This is a genomic window from Ekhidna lutea (assembly GCF_900188325.1).
Classification (GTDB): Bacteria; Bacteroidota; Bacteroidia; order Cytophagales; family Cyclobacteriaceae; genus Ekhidna; species Ekhidna lutea.
This window is the reverse complement of sequence record NZ_FZPD01000003.1, coordinates 495,001-521,487: the sequence shown is the minus strand read 5'-3', so window position 1 is coordinate 521,487 and position 26,487 is coordinate 495,001. Positions and strand designations below refer to the sequence as shown.

The following is a 26,487-nucleotide window of genomic DNA, read 5'->3' as shown; positions in this document are numbered from 1 at the left end:
ACTCAGTCACCTCGTTAGCTAAACAAAAAATTTTACAGAAGGAACAAAAGCATGCCCGATAAGAAAAGAAAAGACGCACCAAAACCACGCCCAGGATTTCAAGGTTGGCTAATTGGTGGACTACTCGCATTAGTAATTGGTATCACCTTATTTTCAAATGATAGTGGAGCGGTGACTACCACTTTCAGGTCGTTTGAGAAAATGGTGAAATCTAACGATGTGCAAAAAGTTGTACTTATAAAAAATCAAGATTTTATTGAGGTAACCTTAAAGCCAGAGGCATTAAGTAATACCAAATACAAAATTGAGCTGGAGCAAAACCGCAGCATTCTTGATGCTGGTGGTGGACCTCACTATAAAGTTGAGATTGTCAGCATAGAGAAATTTGTGCGTGACTATGAGGAGTTAATGGCTAATATTCCTGAAGATCAGCGATTTGATTATCAAATCACCGAAAGAAGTGACTACCAAAACATCTTCTTTAACTGGGGATTCCTGATTCTATTGATTTTTGGTTTTTGGTTCCTTATGCGTCGTATGACCGGAGGTGGTGGTCCTGGTGGACAAATATTCAACATTGGAAAATCCAGAGCTTCTTTATTTGACGCGCAGAATAAAGTAAAGATCACTTTTTCAGATGCTGCTGGTCTTGAAGAAGCTAAAGAGGAAATTCGGGAAATTGTTGAGTTTCTTAAAAGTCCCGAAAAATTTACAAAGCTAGGTGGCAAAATACCAAAAGGCGCCTTACTTGTAGGCCCTCCAGGAACAGGCAAGACATTATTAGCGAAAGCTGTAGCTGGTGAGGCTGCAGTGCCATTCTTCACATTGTCAGGCTCTGATTTCGTGGAAATGTTCGTAGGAGTGGGTGCGGCTCGAGTTCGTGACCTATTTAAGCAAGCCAAGGAGAAAGCACCATGTATTGTTTTCATTGATGAGATTGATGCAATTGGCCGATCCAGAGGAAGAGGTCAAATGCCCGGATCTAATGATGAACGAGAGAATACACTAAACTCGCTTCTTGTTGAGATGGATGGATTCTCTACAGATGTGGGTGTAATCATTTTGGCCGCTACTAACCGTCCGGATGTTTTGGACTCTGCACTATTGAGGCCAGGACGTTTTGACAGACAAATCAGTATTGATAAGCCGGATATCATTGGAAGGGAAGCTATTTTCAAAGTACACATCAAACCCATCCAGATATCAAAGGATGTAGATACCAAAAAATTAGCTGCTCAAACTCCCGGATTTGCAGGAGCGGAAATTGCTAACGTTTGTAATGAAGCAGCATTGATTGCGGCAAGAAAGAATAAAGATAAGGTCGATATGACTGACTTCCAGGACGCCATCGATAGAGTTATTGGTGGACTGGAGAAAAAGAACAAACTAATATCCCCTGAAGAGAAGAAAATTGTTGCCTACCATGAAGCCGGCCATGCCGTTGCGGGTTGGTTTCTGGAACATGCTGATCCATTGGTTAAGGTAAGTATTGTGCCAAGAGGAGTCGCAGCTCTAGGATATGCCCAGTACCTTCCAAAAGAACAGTTTTTGTACCAAACAGAGCAATTGTTTGATGAGATGTGTATGGCGCTTGGAGGTAGAGCTGCTGAGGATATCATCTTTGGTAAGATTTCGACGGGTGCATTAAGCGATCTTGAACGAATTACTAAACTGGCTTATAGCATCGTTAGTATTTATGGCATGAATGATAAGATTGGTAACGTTTCATTTTATGACTCAAAACAATCTGATTACAATTTCACTAAACCATATTCAGACGCAACAGCTGAGTTGATTGATAAAGAAGTAAAAGCCTTGATTGATAAGGCATATGTAAGAACGAAGGAGCTTCTATTATCTAAGAAGAAAGAACTTGAAATACTTGCTCAGGAGCTACTTGAGCGTGAGATAATCTTCCAGGCTGATTTAGAAGGGCTAATAGGCAAGCGTCCTTTCAAGACTCCAACAACTTATGACGCTTTCACAAATGGAGTTGATGAGAAGGAGAAGAAAGAAAAAAAGAAGAAGAAAGAAGACGATTCAAAAGATATAGACAAGGTTAAAAGTGACGTGAAAGAAGCGGTAGAAAAAGAAGAATCTACGGCTGACAAAGGTGAATAGGTATGAAGGTGAATCCTGAGCAGATCAGCTCTTTTCAGGAGCTACCTTCTGACAAAAGAATCTATTTTGCCAGTGACTTTCATTTAGGAGCTCCTAATGAAAAAGAAAGTCTGGATCGAGAGTTGAAAATTATTAGATGGCTGCAGCATGTTTCTAAAGATGCTGCAGCTATTTTTTTGGTTGGTGACATTTTCGACTTTTGGTTTGAATACAAATCAACGATACCTAAAGGTTTCATACGCTTTCAAGGAAAACTCGCAGAGCTCAGAGACAATGGCATTCCAATTATTTTTTTTGCTGGTAACCATGATATGTGGATGCGGAATTATTTCCCGAATCAGCTAAACATACCTGTTTATAAGAATCCAGCAACGCTAACGGTAAATAACACTAAGATTTTTGTAGGACATGGTGACGGCCTGGGGCCGGGAGATAAAACATATAAGTTTTTAAAAAAACTTTTTTCAAATCGCTTACTACAAGGCTTGTTTCAATGGATTCATCCAAACATTGGAGTATGGGTTGCAAAATCATGGGCTGATAGCTCGCGAGATTTTAGTGATCAAAGAAGTGATACAATCGATTTATCAAAGGAGCGACTATTTCAATTTTGTGAAGACATAGAAAATAATTCGCACCACGATTTATACATTTTCGGTCATCGGCACCACCCTCTCGAACTAAAGGTTTCGGAAAATTCCACTTACTTTAATTTAGGTGAATGGATCAATCATTGTACGTATTTGGAATTTGATGGGAAAAAAGCTGCTCTTAAAGTATTTGAGGATTAGTCTTGTTATCCTAGTTCCACAGCTCGCACATACACAAGCGTGGGAGAAAACATCTGCTATTGCGATCAAGCAAATACCTACTGCTTTTGCAATGGATTCACGTTCCAATATTTTTCTTGGGTTTGCCGACGGAAGTTTAAGTAGACACAATTCTACAGGAAAATTACTTGAGAATTTCTCTATGCCGAACTCCTCCGCGATTACGCTAATTGATGTTCAAAATTCATTAAAGCCATTTCTATTCTATTATGATAATCAGCAGGTTGCCATTCTAGACCGATTTTCGGCAATTCCTAAAATCTATTCCATATCTGATTTTGAAGTGTCTTTTGCCATGATGGCATGTCCTGCGCCAGATGGAGACATATGGATAATAGAGAATAACCCGCAACGCTTAAAAAAAATTAACCCCAGGAGGAAAAACACTGTTCTGGAAGTCCAGATTAGCATTGGTGACTCCACCAGACAAATGCTCGCATATCAAAATTTTCTGATCATCGGTGATGAAAAGGGTGTGCACTTTTTTGATCAGTTCGGAGGACATATTCAAAGTATATCATTGATAGGTCTTCGCAATTTTTATGTCGAAAAAGGGGATCTCAATGTGTATGCCCAGAATACTCTTTTTAGCGTTAATATAGGTGGTTTAACATTGGGTGAACAAAAGAAGGTACCAAATGCTGAGGCATTGGGTATTTTGATGATAAATGATACCTTGATATCTATAGAAAACAAGAAGTTAACCTTCTATCAACTTGACGACTAACTAGCTCATGAAAGTTCGTGCCACTTATTACTCTCCTCTAAACAGTTCCAGTATTTGCTTTCTGAATACAATTGAATACTTAGCGTTAACCAATTGCAGTTCAGCTCGGTTTTTATTCGTTAGACTTTCCTGATACGTATTGAAGTCTGTATTTCCCGTTTCAAATCTCTTTTTAATAAAGTCAAAGATGGATTGCTGAGCTTCAAGATTTTCCTTGGCGGATTGATAAGTTGTCTGTGCATTCAACATGTCCAGATAAACCCTCTGAACAAGGTTAGTTACTGAATTCTGTGCTTGTTGAAAATCAAGCTCTGCGTTTAGAACCCCTACTCTTGCTACCTGAATATCTCTTCTTGTCTGAAACCTATTGAAGATAGGAATATTCAGTTGGAAATTGACGTACTCAAATTTGTTGAAGTCTAATTGATCGGAAAATGTTGCGTTTGGCTCAAAATCGCCGGTCTCTGGATTTCTTGCACCATTTGAGGAATAATTAGATCCAATTCTTCCAAATGCCGAAAGGGTTGGAAACTGTCCTGCTGAAGTTCTTTTATATGAATAATTTGCGGCATCCTTATTTGCACCCGCTTGATCTATAGCTGGGTTTATTTTTAATGCATCTGACAACACCAAATCGAATGGATCAATTTCTGTTAAAAGTTCCTCTTCCTGAATGGAAGTTGGCTTAATTATATAATTATCGGAAGGGTCCAGCTGCATTGCCTGAATCAGGGTGAGCTCGTTTGTAGCTAAAGTGTTTTTTGCTGAAATCAAATTTTGCTTTTCATTGGAAAGCTGAGATCTTAGGTTGTATACAGCATCCAGGTTGCCCACACCAACAGAAACTCTTTTCTCTTCTCTTTCTAATTGTGATTCTAATAAGCGTACCCGATCTTCTGCGATCCTGAGATTTTCCTGACTTAGTACAGCATTTAAGTAGAAAGTCATGATGTTTGACTTCACGGACAATTGTGCATTGTCAACCGCTGCTTCAGCCGCTCTTTGTTCGCTTTCTCTTTGCTTAAGGTTATACTGATTTGAAAACCCATTAAAAATTATGACGCTAGATGAAAGGTTTGGATTTGAGCTATTGGTCGTGGCGGACACTTGCCGTGCTGCATTTTGATCAAAAAAGTTTCCAAAAAAGTAATCGTAGTTAATTCCTGCGGTCAATGAGGGAAAGAAATTCATTATTGCCTGAAAACGGTTCGCCCGCGCGCTAATTTCATTGTTTCTAGCTCGCTTAAGATCAATGTTCTTTTCCATGGCAATGGAAATACAATCATCCAATGAAAGCTCTTGGGCTTCCTGAGCGGCTATTGTCAAACTGGCAAATAATATGATTCCGAAAATAAATTTTCGCATAATAAAATACTTTCTAGGTTTTCTTAGGTACAGTTTCTCACCCACCCTAAATCGGGCAGGATGAGAACTGTATGTGTAAGTATGAAGAGGATTACACTAAAGCTTCTTTTGCATTGATGTTTTCAGATACAATCTGACCATCAAACAAGTGCACAACTCTATGAGAATACTCGGCATCAACAGGCGAGTGAGTCACCATGATTACGGTAGTCCCAGCTTCATTAAGCTCCGTAAGCAGGTTCATTACTTCTTGTCCGTTTGCTGAGTCAAGGTTACCAGTAGGCTCATCTGCAAGGATAAGTTTAGGTTTAGCAACTACAGCTCTTGAGATTGCAACTCTTTGCTGCTGACCTCCGGAAAGTTGCTGAGGGAAGTGATTTCTTCTGTGCATGATTTTCATATGCTCCATCACTTCTTCAACCCTTTTCTTTCTTTCAGCTGCTGAGTACTTCAAATAAATTAATGGCAATTCGATATTTTCGAATACTGTCAATTCATCGATCAGGTTAAAGCTCTGGAATACGAACCCAATATTCGCTTTTCTAAGATCCGCTCTCTGACGTTCTTTGTAGTTAGAAATTTCCAGGTCTGTAAAATGAAATTCTCCTTCAGAAGGATTGTCCAATAGTCCAATTATGTTGAGTAATGTTGACTTACCACAACCAGACGGGCCCATGATTGCAACAAATTCACCCTCTTTAATAGTCAGGTTCACTCCAGCTAGTGCTGTTGTTTCAATCTCGTCTGTGTAGTAAAACTTTTTTAAATCTTTAGTTTGAATAAGTGCTTTAGCGTTTTCCATGATTTTATTGAGTTTAGTCTTTGGGTCTATTTTAAATACTTTTTGTTTTCAATTAGGTTACTTTATTACCAGAATATCTTTGTCTTCATATCCTCTATATGAAGAGACAACTACTTTCTCTCCAGGTTGCAATCCTTCAACAACTTCGTAATATCGCTGGTTTTGTCTGCCAAGTCTGATATCCCTTCTCACTGCTTCCGTTTCATCTTCATTTACAACGAATATCCAGTTTCCTCCAGTCGTTTGATAAAAGCTACCCCTTGGAATTTGAACAGCTGTGATATTCTCGCTCAGCTGCAATCTTATTTGAAGTGTCTGCCCTCTTCTGATTCCATTAGGTATAGTGTCAAAAGCCATATCTACTTCAAATAAGCCATTATTCACCTCAGGATACACTTTTGTAATCGCTAAACCGAAATCATTTCCGGCAAAAGTGAACGTTCCGTTCAAGCCCGCATATATTCTAGATATATAATGTTCGTCAATAGTTGCACGAACCTTAAATCCATTTAAATCATCTATCTGTCCAATGTTCTGTCCAGGAGCAATTGACTCCCCTACTTCCACGTCCACTGTTGATAGTCTACCTTCTATTGGGGCCTTGATATAGAGGTTATCAAGATTACGTTTAATCATCTCAAGATTCTCTCTTGTTCTCTCGAGTGTTGCTTCTGTTTGCCTGATTTGAAGTTTCGCATTCAAAGAATCGAATTTATTCGTCTCTATCTGAATCTTGCGATTATCCTTTAATCGGTTGTACTCTCGCTTAAGGTTCAAAAATTCCTGCTCTGAAATAATACTATCATCATATAGTTTTTTTCCACGTTCGAACGCATCCTTAGCCGCATCGATTTGATAATCTAACTCGAGAAGGTTTCTTCGTAGATCGAATTGATTCCTTTGGAGACCAAGTTTGGTGTTTTCCAGATTGTTTACAAGAATGAAAGCCTGCGTCTCTTCCCGCACAAAGCTTTGAAGAAGGTCATTATTTGCCAGCTCCAAAATGGTGTCCCCTTTTTCTACCAGAATACCTCCATCATAATGCTTTCTGGAAACTACCCCCCCTTCAATTGCATCCAGCCGAATGGTTTTAATAGGAAGCACATTCCCGTCTACGGGGATAAATTCTTGAAAATCTCCTTCATGTACAGTAGAAATATTGATTTTATTCCTTTCTACGTTGAGTCTGGTTCCACCACCAGAGAGGAAAAAGTTGTAACCAATGAAAATTACGAGCAATGCAGCTCCTGCATAAATGGCTATTTTCTTAGCGGTCCACTTTTTCTTTTTAATCTTTCTGTCCATTGACAATTTGGTCGTTTAGGTTTCGATCGTCCACTATGCCAAGAAGGATGCCATTAATTGCAACTCACTATATAACAGATACTTACAAGATATTTTAATTCATGTGCGTTTCATCCATGTACAGAATGGTACAGAAAAGTGTTCGCTTACGACCACTTGATAAGTGTCCGCTAAACAAAACAATATGAAGGTAGGCGTTTGAATTTGTAGCCCAGACTCCAGGGCATAAAAAAAGGTTCAGGAGGACTAACACCTGAACCCAAAGGTCAAAAACTCAAAATAAAAAGGACTAATGACTTCAATATTAGTAAAAGTTCCACTGAAAAAAAAATGTGAACCTATAAGAAAATTATTGGTTGTGATAGTAATACTATTATCTTTGATAGTCATATAGCATTCAATGATAGCAAGACTTCAAATTCAATTAAATTCTGCTTTATACTTAAGAGATCCGCAATCAAGTGATTTAGGTCAAAAAATAGTACGTGAGAGTATTTTTTTGATTAATGATATTGGGTTTGAATCTTTTACATTTAAAAAATTATCATCCGTAATCAATTCCACCGAAGCATCTATTTACCGCTATTTTGAAAACAAACATCGTTTATTGATTTACCTTATCTCCTGGTACTGGAGCTACCTGGAATACCGAATCACATTTGAAACCAATAACATTTTAACTCCAGAAGAAAAGCTTCGAATTGTTGTTCGCATAATTACAGCTAAGATGGATGATGATGATCATTTCCCAGGAATAAGTGAATCAGTGCTGCAACAAATTGTCATCAACGAATCGGACAAGACTTATCTGACCAAAAATGTTGATCAGATCAATAAGGAAGGTGTGTTTAAAGGTTATAAATCGCTTTGTGAAACAATTGCCTCCTATATGAAGGAAATCAATCCAGAATTTGAATTCCCGGTTTCATTATCAAGTACATGTCTGGAAGCCGCCCATCAACAATTATTTTTCGCTATACATCTTCCGCGCCTATCTGATCTAGATAAAAATGGCAATATCTATGATCAAAGCCGCCAGTACCTATTAACTCTCATTTTCAATTCTTTGAAAAAATGAACAATCAACAAATCATAAGGTGTCTTCAGGAATGCGCTACTAAGCTGGATATCTCTTTAAATATTTCAAAACTCGAAAGAGTAGATATTATTTCAAGATTCTATGAAGATACTGAGCTATCTGAATTTCAAAGGGATTTGATAGAAGCTGGAAATGAAAGTGGTATTGTGCTTCTTGAAAAACACATGGAACATGATGTTCTAATGAAGTTCATCTCTGATAGTAGCTCTCCTACAATTGTATTTTTAGAACAAGATGGGTTTCTTCCTGCCTTTATTAGCAAGAAGAAAAAAGAGATCGTTTTGGAGTTCATCACTCAAACAGGTCAATTGAGAGAAGTCCGAACACCAGATTTCAACAAGCTTAAATTCTCAACTAATGCTGAAGGTGAGGTATTCACTTTGACTTCATTTGCCTATCAGAGTTTCAATGCTGACGGTGATTCTTCTTTAATGACTCCAGTAAAAAGGCTGTTCAATCTTCTGTCGGCTGATAAGAAGGACATTTTCTATGTGTATGTATATGCAGCTTTGATAGGGTTGGTTAGCTTAACCCTGCCACTAGGTATTCAAGCGGCTGTAGAACTTATCTCGGGGGGAGTAGTCTTTAGCTCTGTCTACTTATTGATAACACTGATCATCTTGGGGGTATTAGGAACAGGAGTACTTCAGGTTTTGCAAATCACCATTGTGGAGTATTTGCAAAGAAGGGTCTTTACGAAAGCTGCTTTTGAATTTGCATTTAGAGTCCCCAGAATCAAGATGGAATCTGTTCTCAATATGCACATGCCGGAGCTCATGAATCGGTTCTTTGATGTTTTAACCTTGCAGAAAGGATTACCTAAGCTCCTAATTGATTTATCTACTGGTCTGATCCAAATTTTATTCGGGTTGCTATTACTATCTTTTTATCACCCGTTTTTCATCATTTTCGGTCTTGGTCTTATTGGCCTTTTATTCCTCATTTTTTATCTAACAGGCCCAAAGGGGTTAAAGAGCTCTATTCAAGAATCGAAATACAAGTACAAGGTTGTCTACTGGCTGGAAGAAATGGCGCGCACGCTATATTCTTTCAAGCTAGCCGGTAACACTATCCTACCCTTGAAGAAGACGGACTATTTTGTCAATAATTACCTAAAACATAGAAGTGCTCATTTCAAAGTTTTGATTTCGCAGTACTCATTTATACTGCTATTCAAAGCGATCGTAACCGGAGGTCTCCTAATCCTGGGTACTATTTTGGTTGTTCAGCGAGAAATTACCCTCGGGCAGTTCGTAGCTTCTGAAGTGATCATTATTCTGGTTTTAAACTCCGTAGAAAAGATTATCATGTATATGGATATCGTTTATGATATGCTTACTGCGGTTGATAAAATATCTCATGTCACAGATTTGCCGCTTGAAGAGTCTGGAGGTATTGATATACCTCATTCGCAAATGGCTGAAGGTCTGGATGTAAAACTTGAAAATGTTTCATACACATATCCAGGATCGAAACGACCGTCACTTAGCCATCTAAACATTGAAATCCCAAAAGGTGGCACATTATGCATCAGCGGTGGTAGTGGTGCAGGAAAAACTACACTTACCAACATCATTGCTGGAATTCACCAAAACTATGAGGGTATCCTCACTTACAATGACCTGTCACTCCGCGATCTGGATTCGACCTACATCAGGGACAGGATAGGTAAAAACGTTTCTCAGGAGGATATTTTTGAAGGCTCTGTTTTGGAAAATATCCTGGTAGGTAAGCCAACTTCTGACATTGACCATGCCATTGCTGCAATCAAAGAGGTAGGCCTATCCAGGGAAATCAATGCACTAGAAAATGGATTGAATACACAGATTCTCAGTGCCGGAAAGGGATTTTCGTCCTCTTTTGTTAACAAACTTGTTCTTGCAAGGTGTTTGGCGAAAAGACCGGCTATGCTCATTCTCAATGACTTTTTCAACAATTTCACTAAAGCCGAGCGACTAAAGCTTATCGAAATGTTAACAAGAGTAGATAAAAAATGGACCTTAATAGTTGTTTCCAATGACCCGCTGGTGATGGCAGCCTGTGACCGAGTGCTGTATTTAGAAAATGGCGAAGCAAAAGCATTGGAACCATTTGATGAGCTTATTAAAAGAGACGAAATAATTAAAGAGATCTACTAATGGACCATTTAGATAAACTTTCTGAAACACATCTCTATTCTCTTAGGACCCTAAAAACACCGGGAATAGGAAGAATGGTTGCCAAGGTACTCATGGTTATCACTTTCCTTTTTATTCTCTTCCTGTTTCTCCCCTGGCAACAAAACATTAGAGGCAAAGGAAAGCTTACGGCTCTGAGTCCAAAAAACAGACCACAAATGATTCAGTCAGCCATAGCAGGTAGAATAACTCAATGGCATATTGTCGAAGGTGATTATGTAAATAAGGGAGACGTGCTACTCAGCATTACTGAGATCAAGGACAAGTACTTTGATCCTAATCTGATTTCCAGGATGGAGGAGCAACTTGAGGCTAAAAAGAATTCGCAAGAAGCAAAAACAAATAAAATTATTGCACTTCGAAACCAAATTGTGGCTTTGAGAAAAGCATTGGTTGCAAAAAACAGTCAGGCTAAAAATAAACTAAAACAAGCATCCTTAAAACTTGAAGCTGACAGTCTGGAATTTGTTGCCGAGCAGGTAAATTATCAAAACGCAACGAGCATTTTTGAACGAAACAAAAATCGATATGAGGCCGGAAACATTACATTGACAAAATTTCAGGAAATAGAATCGAAATTTCAGATGAGTGCCGCCAAGGTGCTAAAAGCTGAAAATGAATGGCTTCAACGAAAAGCGGATCTTGCAAACGCAGAATTGGAGCTTACCTCAATAGATGCTGATTATGCAGATAAAATCAGCAAGGCTCAATCAAATTTAAATGAAACAATTTCCAGCCTGAATGAAACCAAGGCTCAGATAGCTAAAATGGAAAACGAACTATCTAATGTGCGCATTAGAAGAGAGCAATATCAAATTATCGCACCACAAAGCGGACATGTGGTGAAAGCAATAAAAGTTGGGATTGGTGAGACCATTAAAGAGGGAGATGCCGTCGCTACTATCCTTCCTGAATCCGATGACAAAGCAGTGGAAATGTACGTCAAGGCAATGGACATTCCACTTATTGAAAGTGGCAAAAAAGTGCGGGTTCAATTTGATGGCTGGCCAGCTTTACAGTTTTCAGGATGGCCTAATGTATCTGTTGGGACTTTCGGAGGAATTGTAGCCAATGTGGATCGCGTTCAAAGTAATAACGGTATGTTCAGAATTTTAGTAAAGCCTGATCCTGAGGATGAGAAATGGCCCGAACAATTAAGATTGGGGTCTGGAATTAAAGGATGGGTAATGTTAAACAATGTATCTGTGTGGTACGAAATCTGGCGTCAGATGAATGGGTTCCCTCCAATGATCTATGAAGATGGTGAAGTTGTTGAAAATGAGAAGAAGAAATGAGAAAATTTTTGATACTTCTTTTTTTCACTACAAATACACTTTATAGTCAGGATTCGGTTACCGTATCGGACTCCACCTACCTTTCTCTGGAAGATGTGATAAAAATGACATTATCGTATCATCCAATTGTTAAACAAGCCAAATTATTGAATCAAAATGCTGATGCAGTAATTCGAGAGGCTCGCGGGAACCTCGACCCAAAATTAGAAGCGGATTTCAATCTGAAAGAATTCAAAGAAAAGGAGTATTACAATCTACTAAGTACCTCTTTCAAAATACCAACCTGGATAGGGATTGACCCAAAAGTAGAGTTTTACAAAAACAGCGGTGAGTATTTAAATCCCGAAAACTTTATTATGCCTGAAACAGACAATGAACAAATTGCTGTTGGGCTTTCCATACCTATCGGTAAGGGTTTGTTTTATGATGAAAGAAGAAACGCTATCCGAAAAGCAGAGGCCTTTTCACAAATAGCAGAGGCTGAGCAAACCAAGGAGATAAACAAGGTACTATTTACTATTATCAAGGATTACTGGAATTGGTATTTCGCCAGCCAAAAGCAAGCTTTAATGCAGCAGGCCATCGTCTTAGCGCAGAACCTTTTTGATCGAACGTTGATTGATTATGAATTCGGTGAGGCAGCTGTGGTAGATACTTTGCAAGCCAAAATTAACTTTCAGAAGCGAACAGTTGATTTCAGAAAGGCAACTCTGGAATATGAGCTCGCCAGGTTAAGTCTTGGAAAACACCTATGGTCAGAAAATCTTATACCACTTGAAATATTACCCAATGTATTTCCGGATTCACTCTCCCTTTTTGAAACACCACAAGACAGTAGTGTGAGGAGCGCCATAGAGTTTGCGATGACAAATCACCCGGAGATTAGCAAGCTGGAAGGAAAAAGAGACCAGCTCAACGCCGACATGAAGTGGGCGCGAGAAAGTATTAAACCTCAGATTGATCTTTCCTATTCATTTATTGACGCCCCATTCAACCCCAACCTGGATGCACAATCTCCTGAGTTTGGAGATAATTATAAAATGGGGATCGATTTTTCAATTCCCATTCTGCTGAGAAAAGAGCGTGGAAAGCTGGAACAAACCAGGCTGAAACTACAAAGTAACGAATATCAGTTGGCACAGAACCAAGTCGAATTAAGAAACGAAATTTTAGCCGCCTACGCTCAAAGTATTGCGTTTCAAGACTTGCTGATACAATATCAAGGAGTTTCTAACAACTATCAAAGACTTTTGCAGGCAGAGATAATCAATTTGCAAAATGGCGAAACAGACCTATTCAAGCTTAATATTCAGCAGGATAAGTACATAGAGGCACAAACTGATTTTTATGAAGCCTATATAAAGCTGGAAAAAAGCAAAAGCGAATTTTATCATGTTGTAGGCTCTCCAATGCTTGGACTTGGAAACATGTTCGATTTTGCAACAAATAGTCAGTAGCATTGTTCATTATCGAACAGGTGATAATTAATTTTATCCTCTTATAATGTCCAATAGCCTATTTTAGGGGTTGGCACAGTTGTCGTGTTAATAAGGAGAAAATAATAACTCAGGTGGAAGAAGAAATAAATAAAATACTCATAATAGATGATGATGAAGATGTGCTACTGGCAGCTAAAATGTTGCTTAAAAAACATATCAAAGAGGTCGTAATTGAAAAAGATCCAAGAAAGATTCCATTCCTGGTCAATAATGACAGTTTTGATGTGATACTTCTTGACATGAACTTCAGTCAGGATACCACCAGTGGCAAAGAAGGCTTCTATTGGCTGGAGCAAATCTTAGAAAAAGAACCGGAAGCCGTTGTTATCTTAATAACTGCATTTGGCGATGTGGAAATGGCGGTTAAAGCTTTAAAGGCTGGAGCCACAGATTTTGTGCTAAAGCCGTGGCAAAATGAAAAACTTCTCGCAACACTTTCGAGTGCATCAAAACTAAAAAAGAGCCGTAAGGAAGTCTCCAAATTGAAGCAAACGAGCAAGACACTTCAAGCCGATAGTAGCAAAGCTTTTAAAGATATCATCGGTGAGAGTGATGCCATTAAGAAAGTATTTAAGCTAATAGATAAGGTAGCCTCAACAGATGCGAATGTTTTGATTCTCGGTGAAAATGGAACTGGAAAAGAGCTGATTGCGCGTGCTATTCATCAAAAGTCGCTGAGAAAAGACATGCCTTTTATTGGTGTGGACATGGGAGCAATTACCGAGTCCTTATTTGAAAGTGAGCTTTTTGGACACAAGAAGGGTTCATTTACGGATGCAAAAGAAGATAGAGCAGGAAGATTTGAAGTTGCTTCAGGTGGCACCCTTTTTCTAGACGAAATTGGAAACTTAAGTCAGCCACTACAATCGAAACTTTTAACAGCTATTCAAAATAGAAAGGTCACCCGAATCGGGAGTAACCAGGAAATACCAATTGACATACGCTTAGTAAGCGCTACCAATATGCCGGTATATGAAATGGTGAATGAAAATACCTTCAGGCAAGATTTACTGTATAGAATAAATACGGTTGAAATACACCTACCTCCTCTTCGCGAACGAATGGAGGATATCGAGCAACTAGCAAATCATTTCGTGAAAATGTATGCTGGAAAATATAGGAAGAGTATTGATGGAGTAGCTCCTTCTACTGTTGGTAAGCTACAGAAGTACCCCTGGCCGGGAAACATTCGAGAGTTACAGCATGCCATAGAGCGGGCTATTATCATGAGCGACAACTCCCAACTCATGCCGGAAGATTTTTTCTTTCTGGCTCAAAAGCCGGAAAGCAACCTTTCGTTAGAACCAGACTCTTATAATCTGGATGATATGGAAAAAATAACCATTCAAAAGGTGGTGAATAAATATGAGGGGAATATTTCCAAGGCTGCAAAAGAGCTTGGACTTACTCGTGCGTCATTATACCGTAGACTAGAAAAACATGGTTTATAAATCATTTAGATTTCAATTAATCGGCAGGCTGGTTTTGCTCCTGCTCACCATGTTTTTATTTACACACCTGAATTATTCAGAGTCATATTTCTTTACCAAATTCCTGGTTTTCCTACTTGTGTTTTTTCAAGGTTGGTCTATTTATAATTTTCTTGAAAAGTCTAACAGGGAGATTGTTCACTTTCTTGAAAGCATTCATTACGATGATTTTACAAATACCTATCCCGAGCGAAAAACCGGCTCCAGCAGAGACTTACTTTATCATGAGTTCAATGAAATACTAAAGAAATTTCGTGAAATCAGAGCAGATAAGGAAGCACAACATCAGTACCTAAGAACTATTGTTCAGCATATTGGTATTGGTATTATCACCTTCGATCGTGAAGGTGAAGTTCAAATAATGAATAATGCGGCAAAGAAGCTACTTGGAATCAAGCTTATCAAAAATATAAGCCAGGTTGCTCGTGACCATCCCGCACTTAAAGAATCATTCACAGAGTTGAAAACAGGGGGTCGCGACCTGGTAAAAATCTCGAAAAATGAAGAAGAAGTGCAGCTGGCTGTTTATGCAATCGAACTATCTCTTAGAGAGAAACAGTTTAAACTTATCTCCATCCAAAACATTCAGTCGGAGCTCGAAGAAAAAGAGATGGAGGCATGGCAAAACCTGATAAGGGTTCTGACCCATGAAATCATGAATTCAGTAACACCAATCTCTTCACTTGCAGCCACAGTAGAAACAGAGTTACATGAATTCTTACAAACTGGTTCTGATGTAAATCGAATAAATGATGATACCATTCAAGATTTTCATTTGTCCTTAAAAACCATCCACAACCGTAGTGAAAGCTTGATTAAGTTCGTTTCTGACTTTAGAAACATGACACGTATCAAACACCCAACACTGGCGAATCATGAAATAGAAGACATGATCAAGCAAATTTTGATATTGTTAAAGCCTGATATCGAAGAAGCTTCCATTAAGGTGAATTGCTCCGTCAAACCGGGCCTCACTGCGAATATTGATCGTGAACAAATTGAACAGGTCGTAATCAATGTGATCAAAAATGCTGTTCAGGCACTGGCAGCTACAGATAAAGAAGATAAGCTGCTTACGATAACAGCCATGCCAAGTGAAGGAGGTGGTGCATTCATTTCAGTTGCTGACAATGGAACTGGAATCGAAGAAGAGGCACTGAAAAAAATCTTTATCCCATTCTTCACCACAAAGAAAAATGGCTCGGGGATAGGACTTAGTCTTTCTAAGCAAATAATGAGGAAGCATGGGGGTAACATAACCGCAAAGTCACAAATCGGCGAAGGCACTGAGTTTCTACTTAAGTTTGCGAGCTAAAGAATAGCTCGCGTTGAAATACATTTTTATCGTTCAGGGTGAAGGTCGAGGGCACATGACCCAGGCTATTACACTTTTCAATATTTTGACTAATAATGGGCATGATGTGTCTCACATTATTGTTGGGAAAAGTAATCGACGAGCTCTGCCATCTTTTTTTCTGGAACAGATAAATAGCCCTGTTACACAGCTTGAAAGTCCTAACTTCATCACGGATAAAAACAATCGATCTGTCAACGTTTTACGAACTTTTACATCTAATGTCAGCAAGTATCGTACTTTTCTAAATAGCGTAAATCATATTGACAAAATTGTCAAGAATGAGCAACCTGATGCAATCATCAACTTTTACGACTTTCTGGGGGGACTATATTTTTTTATTAAACGTCCTGACGTTAAACACTTTGCTTTGGCGCATCAATTTTTGCTCAACCATAATGATTTTGTTTTTCCCAAGGGTAGGTTTTATGATAAAGCTTCACTCCTGGCCGGAAACAGATTGGCTGCATATGGTGCTAATAAGATTTTAGCGTTATCATTTCAACCCATGAAAGATGAGCCCAATAAAAAGCTCCACGTTGTTCCACCATTATTGAGAGATAAAATCAAAGTTCAGCAGCCTCAGTCAAAAAATCATTTCCTTGTTTACATAGTAAATCATGGCTATTCAAAGGAAGTTCTTGATTTTCATGAGCGACATCCCAACATACCCATTCATTGTTTTTGGGATAAAAAAGATGAGCCAGCAGAGTTAAAAGTGGATGAAACCCTGACTTTTCATCAGCTAGATGATATAAAATTTATCAAGCTAATGTCCTCCTGCAAAGGATATTTGACTACCGCCGGGTTTGAATCTGTCTGTGAAGCCATGTATATGGGGAAACCTGTTTTGATGGTTCCAGTAGAAGGTCATTATGAGCAAGCGTGTAATGCGATGGATGCAAAACAGGCAGGCGCTGGCGTATCAAGTGAATTTTTTGACTTAGAAATTTTGTTAGACTATCTTCCAAATCACAAAGAGGTGGGAAGCGAGTTCCGAAAGTGGTGCGACACCTCTTCTGATCGTTTTTTAGAAATACTTATTTAAAGATGCTAATAAAATATTCTGACAACCCATTCAAGCAGGTTCTGGGAATCGCTTTTTACAACAAAAGAAATATTTTTCTATTCACGACCTTCTCTTTAATTGCAACTCTGCAGTATCAATTTGCCGAGATATTTATTTTCAACCCTATCACCCTTCCAGTTGTTCCGGTAACCATCTTGGGAGGAGCTCTTGCTATCTTTCTTGGGTTCAGAAATAACAGCGCTTATGACAGATGGTGGGAAGCGAGAAAGATATGGGGAGGGATTGTTAATGCCAGCAGAACCTTTGGAGTAATGATTTGCACATTTTCATCAAGTTATTTTTCAAAAGGCAAAGTGTCCGACGAAAGGGTACTTACATGGAGAAAGGAGTTAATTAATCGGCACATTGGATGGTTGTATTCTTTGATTAAGCATCTGCGTAAGCATAATCACTGGAATGATCTTGAAAAATATCTTTCTGAAGAGGAGATTGAACAAATAAAGAGCGTTCACAACAAACCCACTCAGCTGTTACACAAACAGAGCGAACGACTTCAGGAAGCATATGAAGCAAACATAATTGAGGATTTTCGACACATGGAGCTAGCCAACGTAATCAAAGAGTTCTATAGTCTCCAAGGCATGGCTGAGCGTATAAAAGGAACAATTTTTCCCTATTATTATAATTATTTCACTGGTGTATTCCTTTGGCTTTTTGTTATCTGTTTGCCATTCTCACTTGCCCCGGAAATGGGCTGGGGTTCGATCCCCATGTCTATTGCTATTTCTTTTGTTTTTACCATTCTCGAAAAGTCAGGGGCGGTAACTGAAGATCCGTTTGAAGGTAGAGCTGCGGATACTCCTATAAGTACTATTACAAGAAACATCGAAATAGATCTATTGGAAATGATAAAAAGCGAAACAGTTCCGGCACCTATCGAGCCAAAAATTGGAAAGTTTGGTGTTAAATATCTTGACTAATGCGCAATGGCTATAATTAGTAAAAAAAAAGAGATCTTCCCCATCAGCAAAACACTTCGATCTTATATAAAGAAGTACGACAGGGAAATCAATCTACCCATCTATTATGGAGATTTACTTCGATATGACAACTCCATTCCACTTTATGATAAGGCAGGTAATGACACCTTGTGGGAAACAGTCTTCTTCCCTCAGGGAGACATGGTGCATATCAATGCTTCGCTAAAGAAAGTGTATGCTATCATGAAGTCGGACGGAGATCTTTCTGTAATGGATCACTTGATCATTGACCGGGTAGACCTATGTGCATATGGAAATACTCAACCATTTCGAATTCGGGTGGTCAATCAAATCAATGACAATTTCGACTATTTCTACATCAAGAATGCTGACGCCTCACGTATTTACGGACTAGAGTTGGAGCACCTGCTATCGCCTAATAAGATCAGCTATGTGGTGAATAGAGAAACCTTAATTGAGGAGCATATTATTGGGATTCCTGCCGAACTATTTATTAAAAAATATCTTGGAAGTGCCAATTTAAATGAGATCAGGCTTGCCAAAGAGTTTGTGAAATTTAATGAGAGATGTTTTGTTCGGTTACTCGGAGATATGCACAGCAGCAATTTTGTGATTGACATTACTCCGGATTTTGAAGATGTAGAATACAGATTGCGGGCTATCGATTTTGATCAGCAATCGTATGAAGGAAGAAGAGCTATTTATCTTCCACAGTATTACACACAAAACAATCCGATCATTAAGATAGGCCTCAAGCATATGACACCAGAGACCGTCCGTCAGTATCAGCGTGAAGAACGATCCAACATTGCTAATCGGTTGAAAGTAGAGCGAAAACGTGTGGATGATTTGCTGTCTGCCATGAAAAAAGACACGATTTCTAACCTAAACAATATCAGAAAGCTGCGAAAGGAACTTTCTTTATTTTACGAGGAGAAAGACTTTATTTCGTGTGAAAATATGGGTGAGTTGGTCGAAATGAGTCTGGAAATGCTGACACGTAAGCCGAATCTTTATAAAGACTATTAATTCAAGAACACCCCATCACCGGGACGAACCTCCACGTGCTCTTTGATGGTCGTCGAAAGTTCATAGCCTTTATAGTTGGCGTAAATAGGAAACCTACCGTGTGTACGAAGTACCAACACTGCCGTTTCTACTTTTTTCACCCGAAGGGTCAAAAGTTTGGTGAGACTATATGCCAATGTCCTACCGCTATTGAGTACATCATCACAAAGGATTACTGTTTTGTTTTTTAGATCAGAAACGTCTCCATCTAAAAGGATATCCTTATTTAGCGGATTCTCCTTATCTAGCGAAATTGTATGAACAACGGCTTTTTCCCCGGCAATTTCCGCCAAGGTGATATTGATCTGATCGGCTAGCTTTCTTCCACCAGAATCTACACCCACAAGAACCACCTCATCATTCATGTTATTTTCATAAATCTGGTAGGCGATCCTTCGGATGATCTGATCAACCTTGGGTTGCGTTAAGATTTGATTATCACTCATTTTCAGGCACAGGCATTACTTTGCTGTCCTTGAAAGTAGAGAGTATTATCATGGATTGCAAGCCGTCAACCACATCTATCTCAGAGACTTTTTCAAGCATCAGCTTTTGATAAGATTGGATATCGCTTGCAATGATTTTCAATATGAAATCACCAGATCCTGTGATATGATGACATTCAATAACTTCTGAAATAGAGTTGATTTCATTAATAAAGGCATCAATATTTTTTTTATTATGCCCTTTCAAAGAAACCTGAACAAAGGTGTGCACTCCCAGGCCAATCTTATCAGTATCTAGTTTGGCATGATAGCTTTTAATAATCCCTGAAGTTTCTAGCTTCTTTACACGCTCTAGGGTTGGAGCAGGTGATAGCCCTATGTCTTTTGAAAGCTGGGCATTGGTGATTTTGGCGTTTGATTGCAAAATATCCAGAATTTTGCGATCAATTTTGTCAAGTTTAATTCGTGATGATTGAATTTTCATTTGTTTTAGTCTGTTTTTGATCGGTCTCAAGTGCGAATGACTTTATTTGTTAAATAGTTCCGATTTGCAACAAAATTTTCTTCGTCACAAAGTTAATAGGATTAACAAAAATTTTGGCAACCGTTTAAATAAACTACAAACCTTTAACAATTAATTGACAAATGACCCTAATCAGTGAGGATTAAAGTTTTATGACTTTTCTTTTATGAGTCTCACCTGCAACTTCTACCATAACGAAATAGATTCCTGGGTTTAGTGTACTCATATCAAAGAAGAAGTTGTTTAGACCCTGGGCAGAGTCAAATGATTGCTCCTGCTCAACCTTTCCTGCAGAATTAACAAGCGATAGTTTAGCAGTTCCGGCTTCAGGTACTATTACTTTCAATCGAAACCGATCCGTGACAGGATTTGGGAATGGATTTTCAACTTTAATATCAGGCTTTATTGTCAGGCATCTTTCATTGTCTATTGGATTCATATCCTCAAACTCTGTGTATTGAGACGAAACAGCAACACAGAAATAAGCCGGCTCAGAAACCTCAACCGGAATACCAATATTGAGCCCTAACAAAGAAGTCTCACCAACACCTATAAATTGAGCAATTTGCTCAGTGACCCTAAATTGATTCTCTAAAACAATCGCTACATCCACTACTTCTATTGGAAGGTTGCTTTGGTTCTGAACATTCATGAAAATCTTACCAAGACCATCTTCCTTAACCAAATCCAGGTTTTCAATCACAAGATCAACTTCCGGAATAGCTATCAATATCTCCTGATTCATTGTATCTCTACACCCAACACTGTTTTCAGCAACCAAACTTACGAGGTGAGTACCCGCCTCAGAAAATGCAATGATCTCACGATCAGGATTTGTACTTATTGCCTCACTATTTAATAACCACTCATATGAAACAGCTCCTGATGAGCTGTTGATGAATGTGATATTATCTGAAGGCAATCCATACGTTGATGATGATGAGAAGGCTGCAGTAGGTGAAGGATTTACCTCCAGTGTTTCACTGGATTGTATCACACAGCCCGATGATGTTTCGACTTCTAGCGCTAATTCATATGCCCCATCAATTAGTTCATTTAAAAACAACTGTGATCCATTGCCAACACGCTCACCATTTAGCATCCAGGTTCTGGATATTATTGGATCATTTCCTTCAATTGATTGGTCATCAACCTGAATCAATTGATTATCGCATTGCCCCTGAATTGAAAAGTCTACAGAAGGAAGTTCCAGTATCTCCACTGTTTTTGTAATGGATTCACTGCAGAAATTTTGGCTTGTAACCTCAAGTGACACCTCAAATACACCAGAGTCATCAAAAGTATGTGTTACATCCTCAGTAGTGTAATTCACTCCATTTACCGTCCACAGCCATGAAACAGTTGAGCTTCCGGCTGAATTGGTATTGTCAAAGAAAGTCGTTTCTGCACCCTGGCAACCAACTGATACGGTAAAATCTGGTTGTGGAGAATCTAATATCTCAATATCTTCTGTATAGTACGTCTCGCATCCATTAGAGCTGGTAACTGTCAATCCAATCGTTTTAGTCCCCGAGCTTTCAAAGCTGATAACCGGATTTTGTTCAGTTGATTCGTCTACGCCATCCACTTCCCATACCCACGAGACAATATCTGCGCCGGCAACAGTAGACATATCAAAAAACTGGGTTCCTTCTTCAGAAGTACAAGGCACTTCAAAGTCGAAAGATGGTTGGGGTGATGCGGAAACAGATACTTCTTTGACGATCGTATTGTCACATCCATTGTTATCAGTTGAGGTTAAGGTAACAGAATAATTGCCTGCCCCAGGGAAAATATGACCAGGATTTTCAGCTGTAGATGTAAACCCATCTCCAAAATCCCATAGATAGGAGTTTGCACTTTCGCTTGTATTTGTGAACTGCATTGATTCATCCTCACAGATTGAATTTGATGTGAAATCAGCCGTTGGTAGGTCGTTAATCGTGATTGTTTGACTTATGACAGCAGATTCACATGATCTATAAATGCTTTGTAGCTCAATAATCTTTTCTCCAGGTGTAGAAAAATTAAGGTTTATATCCTTATCAGTAAAAGTACCCAAGTCTGTCACCGTCCACACATAGGATACTTCAGAATTAAATGAATCATCATCAGTACTATTTGAAAGAGTGATTTGGGAATCAACACATAGTGGAACCGATGCAACATCATATGACGGTGTTGGTGGATTCCTATTTACTCGCACTTCTTTTATAAGCACGTCGCTGCAGTTTCCTGAACTATCGAATGCCTCCAAACTAACCTGATAAGTTCCAGTATCAGCATAAATTTTGCTCGGCTCAAAAGCTGTAGAAGTTTCTCCATCATCGAAATCCCAACTATAAGAAGATGCATCTAGGCTATTATTTGAAAAGAATAATGTTTCTGAAATACAGATAGTATCTGCAACGAAATCTGCTGTTGGTGTTGTAATAATATTAAAAGTGTCTTGTACAACTTCAGATTCACATCCGGGGATATGCGCTTGCAAGCCAATTATTTTTTCTCCAGGTGAATCAAATGAGTATTCCAGGTGGTAATCTGTTGCAATTTCTGACCCATTCAAAAACCATCGATATGCTAGTAAGCTATCATATGCACTGCTATCAATAGTGTTAGTAAAGCTAAATGCGACATTTTCACATAATGAAGGGAAAGAAGTATCAAAAGTAGGTGTAGGTGGTTCGGGATAAATTGTGATGTCTTCTTCATAGAAGTTGTCACAAGCACCATCATTTACATCTATACGAACAGTATATGTGCCTGGCCCTCCAAGGGTGTCAAAAAGTACCTGTGGATTCTCTTCATTGCTGTCTTCTATTTCATCATTATTGAAGTCCCAGGAATACGTCAGTCCAGCCGTTGAGCTTGTAAAAATGTTTGCAGTTGATACGCATCTGGACTCGTTGATTGAAAAATTAGCTATCGGAGCACTATTTATACTTACCTGAATCGTATCTAAATAGAAATCACTGTTTCCTAAGTCGTTAGTCGCAACTAGCTCGATCACATGGTCACCAGAAGAAGTGTAAGTAACAATAGGGTTTATCTCATTCGACATTTGTGAATCGGTGCACGATTTAGAAAAAGTAGTGGATATCATGCTATTATTAAATCCTCCTTGCACGATAAATTCTCCATCATACTTTATTACATCTATTCCATACAAAGATGGAAAGCTCATGTTAGTTAGTTCAACTGGAACACTGCTAAAATCTGAAAAATCAATGATTGAAAATGGTAAGCCGTCATTTCCTAAAACGCCAAAATAATTAGCCCCGCTTTTTATGAATGATAACCTAAATGGCCTATTAACTGTGCTGAATGAGTAGGTACCTGCTATTGTAGGAGTACTATTGAAGATAGTCTCTCCAAAATCCAATTTCTGAACAACACTATTGGACAGTGAGCTCACAAAAACCAACCAACTGCTATTATGCTTTAACACCGAGACTCCATTAATATTTTGTGACCCAGAAATAGGATTTGTTGTGATTATATCCTCACTGGCAACTTCATCTGTAACAGAAATTCCCAAATTCACGATCGTAAGTGAATTGAAAGAGTATGAAGGAAGAACTAAATAACTGCTATCCGAATGTTGAACTATAGCCAAGTCCCTAATCCTTCCAGAAATCCCGAACGATCCTATTCCAATTGCTGTAGGGTCATTGGTGAGGCTACTTCCAAAATCAAGCCTGATTATTTCGTGGTTATTGTCAAAATATCCTAAAAAGCAATGCCAATTCCCATTATCATAAACGCAATCAAATCCGACTGGACCATCTAGTAAACCCGATAGATTTCCAAGGTTTGTAATGTCTGGCTGATTAAGGGGAGAGTTTCCAAATTCAAGTCTATAAATTGCATTCGCGTCCCTTTCCGTCAACAGTCCAATCCAGTTTCCATTTTCCTGAAATAGTTTGTACCCATATAAAGCACTCAATCCGTTGAAGGTCGTAGTGTCAACTGTCGGCGTTTCAGTAAAGTCCTCCAGACAAAAATCCCACTCAAACGATGAGGCATTTACTGATGTGTTAAGTAATTCAATTGATTGATCAAGACAAACATCTTTCTTAAATGTAAAAGAGGGTGATGGTGAAATAGCCTCATCAATAGTTAGAGTTTTTGTCAATGAATCGGTACATCCTTGAGCGGACTGCCCTATTAATAACACAGAATATTCACCGGGCTCACTAACAGTTAATACGGTATTCTGATCATTAGAAAATATGGTATCATTCAACACCCATGACCAGTTAGTTACAGAATCATTTACTATCGTTTCATCTAATGCATTTAAATCAACAGGCAAATTTTCAGTTCCCGTATTCAGATTAAAGTCAATAAAATCAATACCTGGAACCTCTAAATCTAAAGTTACTTCAGTCTGACATCCAATACCATTAGAAACAATTAACGTAATTGTATAATCTCCACTTACTAAATATTCAAATGACGGATTTGGGATTGTACTATCTTCAACCAAATCACCATCCAAATCCCAGCTATATCCTCCACTATCATCACCAGCTACAGTACTATAAAAATTTACTTCGGATCCAAAGCAATTATTATCATATGAAATTGTTACTCCGGGACCCTCCTGAATTTCAATTATTTCTTCCGCTGACTTAATGCAACCACTTAAACCTTCCACGTCTAGGCGAACTGAGTAGAAACCAGAACCAGAAAAATTAAAAATCGGATGTTGCTCCGTAGAGGCAAGGCTATCGTCTATATACCATTCCCATAATTGGGGTTCATCCGAGATGAAATTCGAAGTGTCATTAAATTGAATATTACTATTTGAGCAGAGTAATGAGGTAGTCTGATCAAACCCGGGCTTTAAGTCATTTTCATCGAAAACGGTTAATACTATCGTTGTGTCCATAGTGATACCGCAATCATCAGAAACTGATAGAATAACATCATAATCTCCCGGTGAGCTGTAAACATGAGTTGGGTTTGCATCTGAACTTGTATTGGATGCTCCACTTGAAGGATCATCAAAATTCCAACTAAATGATACGGCAGTAGTTTCAAGTATTTCTAAAGATGAAGAAAAGACACTCGCACTGTTTGTGCACGCTAAATCCACATCAAAATAGACTGAAGATAATCCTTTAATGAAGATTGAATCTTTATAATGATATCTGTAACCATCAGAAAAACCATGAACAGTGTAGAAATTCCAACTTAATGAGTCGTAGGCAACATCCATTGGGTCATCGAGTGTGGAGGAATTTTTAGTGCTGCCACATTCATTTGGATATTGAATAACTACCAATTCTTTGTTTGTGCTCCTGTTTATAGAAAATCCAGTCCATTGAGAGTTTTGTTTATTAAAATCAATTGATCTGGTGTCGCTTATTTCAGTTACTTGGCCGTAATCAGTATATGCCAGAAAATTCCATTGCTCATCAAATCTGTATGAATAATGATTGCCTGAAATGCTCATGACATTAACCTGAATTTCCCCATTATCATATAATACATCTAAGTCTCGCGGGTTTGTGAGCGCTCCCAATGATCCAAGATCATGAATTTGAGTAGCAGAATTGCTCAAATTAGAACTGAGAGCGTATACGTACCCATTTGATTGTCCAGAAATCACTATATGCAATTCATCATCCAGAGCCAATGTCTTAATTGAGGTCATATTACCTAAACCTGACGGTGCTACGATTGTATTAATTAAGGTTGGAGCATTCGAATATGAAGCACCATAGTTGAAAATTTTTACGGTTTTTGCGCTATGATTTCCTACCAGGAGATAGTAATTACCATTGACCTCTAAAGCTTCTATTGCAAAAGGTTGGGTTAGTTCAGATTCAAGATTGCCTAAATTTGTTGAAGCGGAGATATTGGCTCCAAGATCGTCTCCAAAATCAATTCTAGATACTGTATTACTAGTCAAATTGGATATAAAAATATACCAATTGCCTCCCTGTTTGATAAGGCTCAAACGTCTCGGACTTGAAATGGATCCAACAGTACCAAAATTAGTAAACGCTGATGGGTTATCTGTCAGGGAGTCTCCAATAGTTATGCGACCAAGGGTATTATTAAGTCCAAGAACAAATGCATAATAATTGGAGCCGTCAAATACCACTTCAATTTCATCTAAACTTGTTGTGCTCGCAGGAATGTCATAAGTTGAAGAATTTGATGGAGTGAATGCCAAATCTCCAGGACAAAAATCCCATTGGACACTGTCAATTCCACTACTTAAGTTTTCGAAGTTAACAATCTCTTGACTACACAATGTATCAGGCGCACTCACAGAGAGGTTCTGTGCATGCAGTTGATTAATTGCAATGAATAGAAAAAAGTAAATTAATAATCTCATCCA

At 38.5% G+C, this 26,487-nt stretch carries 18 protein-coding genes; 12 read left to right on the top strand and 6 right to left on the bottom strand.

What is annotated here, in order from left to right; all coding sequences use genetic code 11:
• Window positions 1-51 precede the first annotated feature (51 nt).
• Genes ftsH through CHB71_RS10010 form a run of 3 tightly spaced genes read left to right on the top strand, consistent with a single transcriptional unit; the run spans window position 52 to window position 3,678 of the window.
• Entirely contained in the window at window positions 52-2,121 is a 2,070-nt protein-coding gene (ftsH, locus tag CHB71_RS10020; protein WP_089356773.1) for an ATP-dependent zinc metalloprotease FtsH, read from the top strand.
• A 2-nt stretch (window positions 2,122-2,123) separates the two neighbouring features.
• Window positions 2,124-2,912, top strand: coding sequence for a UDP-2,3-diacylglucosamine diphosphatase (locus tag CHB71_RS10015; RefSeq protein WP_089356772.1), 789 nt, complete (start codon window positions 2,124-2,126; stop codon window positions 2,910-2,912).
• Window positions 2,875-3,678, top strand: a complete 804-nt coding sequence (locus tag CHB71_RS10010; protein WP_089356771.1) for a hypothetical protein — start codon at window positions 2,875-2,877, stop codon at window positions 3,676-3,678. The genes CHB71_RS10015 and CHB71_RS10010 overlap by 38 nt, the downstream gene beginning before the upstream one ends.
• A gap of 27 nt (window positions 3,679-3,705) precedes the next feature.
• On the opposite strand, the gene CHB71_RS10005 is transcribed toward CHB71_RS10010, so the two are convergent.
• The 3 genes from CHB71_RS10005 to CHB71_RS09995 all read right to left on the bottom strand — a co-directional run bounded on the left by CHB71_RS10005 (window position 3,706) and on the right by CHB71_RS09995 (window position 7,150).
• The gene (locus CHB71_RS10005; RefSeq protein ID WP_089356770.1) at window positions 3,706-5,043 is read right to left on the bottom strand and encodes a TolC family protein; all 1,338 of its coding nucleotides are present in this window, start codon (window positions 5,041-5,043) and stop codon (window positions 3,706-3,708) included.
• Between the two features lie 91 nt (window positions 5,044-5,134).
• A complete protein-coding gene (locus tag CHB71_RS10000; RefSeq protein ID WP_089356769.1) occupies window positions 5,135-5,845 on the bottom strand; it encodes an ABC transporter ATP-binding protein in 711 nt (236 codons plus the stop codon).
• A gap of 57 nt (window positions 5,846-5,902) precedes the next feature.
• On the bottom strand, window positions 5,903-7,150 hold the full coding sequence (locus CHB71_RS09995) for an efflux RND transporter periplasmic adaptor subunit (RefSeq protein ID WP_089356768.1): 1,248 nt from the start codon (window positions 7,148-7,150) through the stop codon (window positions 5,903-5,905).
• A gap of 400 nt (window positions 7,151-7,550) precedes the next feature.
• Between CHB71_RS09995 and CHB71_RS09990 the strand changes: the two genes are divergently transcribed.
• From CHB71_RS09990 to CHB71_RS09950, 9 genes are all read left to right on the top strand, one after another.
• On the top strand, window positions 7,551-8,228 hold the full coding sequence (locus CHB71_RS09990) for a TetR/AcrR family transcriptional regulator (RefSeq protein ID WP_089356767.1): 678 nt from the start codon (window positions 7,551-7,553) through the stop codon (window positions 8,226-8,228).
• Window positions 8,225-10,387 (top strand): peptidase domain-containing ABC transporter, encoded by a 2,163-nt coding sequence (locus CHB71_RS09985; RefSeq protein ID WP_089356766.1) that lies wholly within the window; start codon window positions 8,225-8,227, stop codon window positions 10,385-10,387. Before CHB71_RS09990 ends, CHB71_RS09985 begins: the two co-directional genes overlap by 4 nt.
• Entirely contained in the window at window positions 10,387-11,721 is a 1,335-nt protein-coding gene (locus CHB71_RS09980) for an HlyD family secretion protein (RefSeq protein WP_089356765.1), read from the top strand. The genes CHB71_RS09985 and CHB71_RS09980 overlap by 1 nt, the downstream gene beginning before the upstream one ends.
• Window positions 11,718-13,178: a TolC family protein gene (locus CHB71_RS09975; protein WP_089356764.1), complete on the top strand. Its 1,461-nt coding sequence runs from the start codon at window positions 11,718-11,720 to the stop codon at window positions 13,176-13,178. The genes CHB71_RS09980 and CHB71_RS09975 overlap by 4 nt, the downstream gene beginning before the upstream one ends.
• 179 nt (window positions 13,179-13,357) lie before the next feature.
• Complete coding sequence (locus CHB71_RS09970) at window positions 13,358-14,671, top strand: sigma-54-dependent transcriptional regulator (protein ID WP_245811255.1); 1,314 nt, start codon at window positions 13,358-13,360, stop codon at window positions 14,669-14,671.
• Complete coding sequence (locus CHB71_RS09965) at window positions 14,661-16,025, top strand: sensor histidine kinase (RefSeq protein WP_089356762.1); 1,365 nt, start codon at window positions 14,661-14,663, stop codon at window positions 16,023-16,025. Before CHB71_RS09970 ends, CHB71_RS09965 begins: the two co-directional genes overlap by 11 nt.
• 13 nt (window positions 16,026-16,038) lie before the next feature.
• Window positions 16,039-17,112, top strand: coding sequence for a glycosyltransferase family protein (locus tag CHB71_RS09960; RefSeq protein ID WP_144017386.1), 1,074 nt, complete (start codon window positions 16,039-16,041; stop codon window positions 17,110-17,112).
• A gap of 2 nt (window positions 17,113-17,114) precedes the next feature.
• Window positions 17,115-18,074, top strand: a complete 960-nt coding sequence (locus CHB71_RS09955; RefSeq protein WP_089356760.1) for a bestrophin family protein — start codon at window positions 17,115-17,117, stop codon at window positions 18,072-18,074.
• Window positions 18,075-18,080: 6 nt separating this feature from the next.
• Window positions 18,081-19,124: a hypothetical protein gene (locus CHB71_RS09950; protein WP_089356759.1), complete on the top strand. Its 1,044-nt coding sequence runs from the start codon at window positions 18,081-18,083 to the stop codon at window positions 19,122-19,124.
• On the opposite strand, the gene CHB71_RS09945 is transcribed toward CHB71_RS09950, so the two are convergent.
• The 3 genes from CHB71_RS09945 to CHB71_RS09935 form a co-directional block, all read right to left on the bottom strand.
• On the bottom strand, window positions 19,121-19,609 hold the full coding sequence (locus tag CHB71_RS09945) for a phosphoribosyltransferase domain-containing protein (RefSeq protein WP_089356758.1): 489 nt from the start codon (window positions 19,607-19,609) through the stop codon (window positions 19,121-19,123). The two genes, CHB71_RS09950 and CHB71_RS09945, sit on opposite strands and share 4 nt — an antisense overlap.
• Window positions 19,602-20,093: an Lrp/AsnC family transcriptional regulator gene (locus CHB71_RS09940; protein WP_089356757.1), complete on the bottom strand. Its 492-nt coding sequence runs from the start codon at window positions 20,091-20,093 to the stop codon at window positions 19,602-19,604. Before CHB71_RS09940 ends, CHB71_RS09945 begins: the two co-directional genes overlap by 8 nt.
• A 181-nt stretch (window positions 20,094-20,274) precedes the next feature.
• A complete protein-coding gene (locus tag CHB71_RS09935; protein ID WP_089356756.1) occupies window positions 20,275-26,484 on the bottom strand; it encodes a PKD domain-containing protein in 6,210 nt (2,069 codons plus the stop codon).
• Between the last annotated feature and the right edge of the window lie 3 nt (window positions 26,485-26,487).

Bases quoted from the DNA above. Each gene is read 5' to 3' on its own strand.
- ftsH (WP_089356773.1), top strand. From the start codon at position 52: ATGCCCGATAAGAAAAGAAAAGACGCACCAAAACCACGCCCAGGATTT.
- CHB71_RS10015 (WP_089356772.1), top strand. From the start codon at position 2,124: ATGAAGGTGAATCCTGAGCAGATCAGCTCTTTTCAGGAGCTACCTTCT.
- CHB71_RS10010 (WP_089356771.1), top strand. From the start codon at position 2,875: ATGGGAAAAAAGCTGCTCTTAAAGTATTTGAGGATTAGTCTTGTTATC.
- CHB71_RS10005 (WP_089356770.1), bottom strand. From the start codon at position 5,043: ATGCGAAAATTTATTTTCGGAATCATATTATTTGCCAGTTTGACAATA.
- CHB71_RS10000 (WP_089356769.1), bottom strand. From the start codon at position 5,845: ATGGAAAACGCTAAAGCACTTATTCAAACTAAAGATTTAAAAAAGTTT.
- CHB71_RS09995 (WP_089356768.1), bottom strand. From the start codon at position 7,150: ATGGACAGAAAGATTAAAAAGAAAAAGTGGACCGCTAAGAAAATAGCC.
- CHB71_RS09990 (WP_089356767.1), top strand. From the start codon at position 7,551: ATGATAGCAAGACTTCAAATTCAATTAAATTCTGCTTTATACTTAAGA.
- CHB71_RS09985 (WP_089356766.1), top strand. From the start codon at position 8,225: ATGAACAATCAACAAATCATAAGGTGTCTTCAGGAATGCGCTACTAAG.
- CHB71_RS09980 (WP_089356765.1), top strand. From the start codon at position 10,387: ATGGACCATTTAGATAAACTTTCTGAAACACATCTCTATTCTCTTAGG.
- CHB71_RS09975 (WP_089356764.1), top strand. From the start codon at position 11,718: ATGAGAAAATTTTTGATACTTCTTTTTTTCACTACAAATACACTTTAT.
- CHB71_RS09970 (WP_245811255.1), top strand. From the start codon at position 13,358: ATGTTGCTTAAAAAACATATCAAAGAGGTCGTAATTGAAAAAGATCCA.
- CHB71_RS09965 (WP_089356762.1), top strand. From the start codon at position 14,661: ATGGTTTATAAATCATTTAGATTTCAATTAATCGGCAGGCTGGTTTTG.
- CHB71_RS09955 (WP_089356760.1), top strand. From the start codon at position 17,115: ATGCTAATAAAATATTCTGACAACCCATTCAAGCAGGTTCTGGGAATC.
- CHB71_RS09950 (WP_089356759.1), top strand. From the start codon at position 18,081: ATGGCTATAATTAGTAAAAAAAAAGAGATCTTCCCCATCAGCAAAACA.
- CHB71_RS09945 (WP_089356758.1), bottom strand. From the start codon at position 19,609: ATGAGTGATAATCAAATCTTAACGCAACCCAAGGTTGATCAGATCATC.
- CHB71_RS09940 (WP_089356757.1), bottom strand. From the start codon at position 20,093: ATGAAAATTCAATCATCACGAATTAAACTTGACAAAATTGATCGCAAA.
- CHB71_RS09935 (WP_089356756.1), bottom strand. From the start codon at position 26,484: ATGAGATTATTAATTTACTTTTTTCTATTCATTGCAATTAATCAACTG.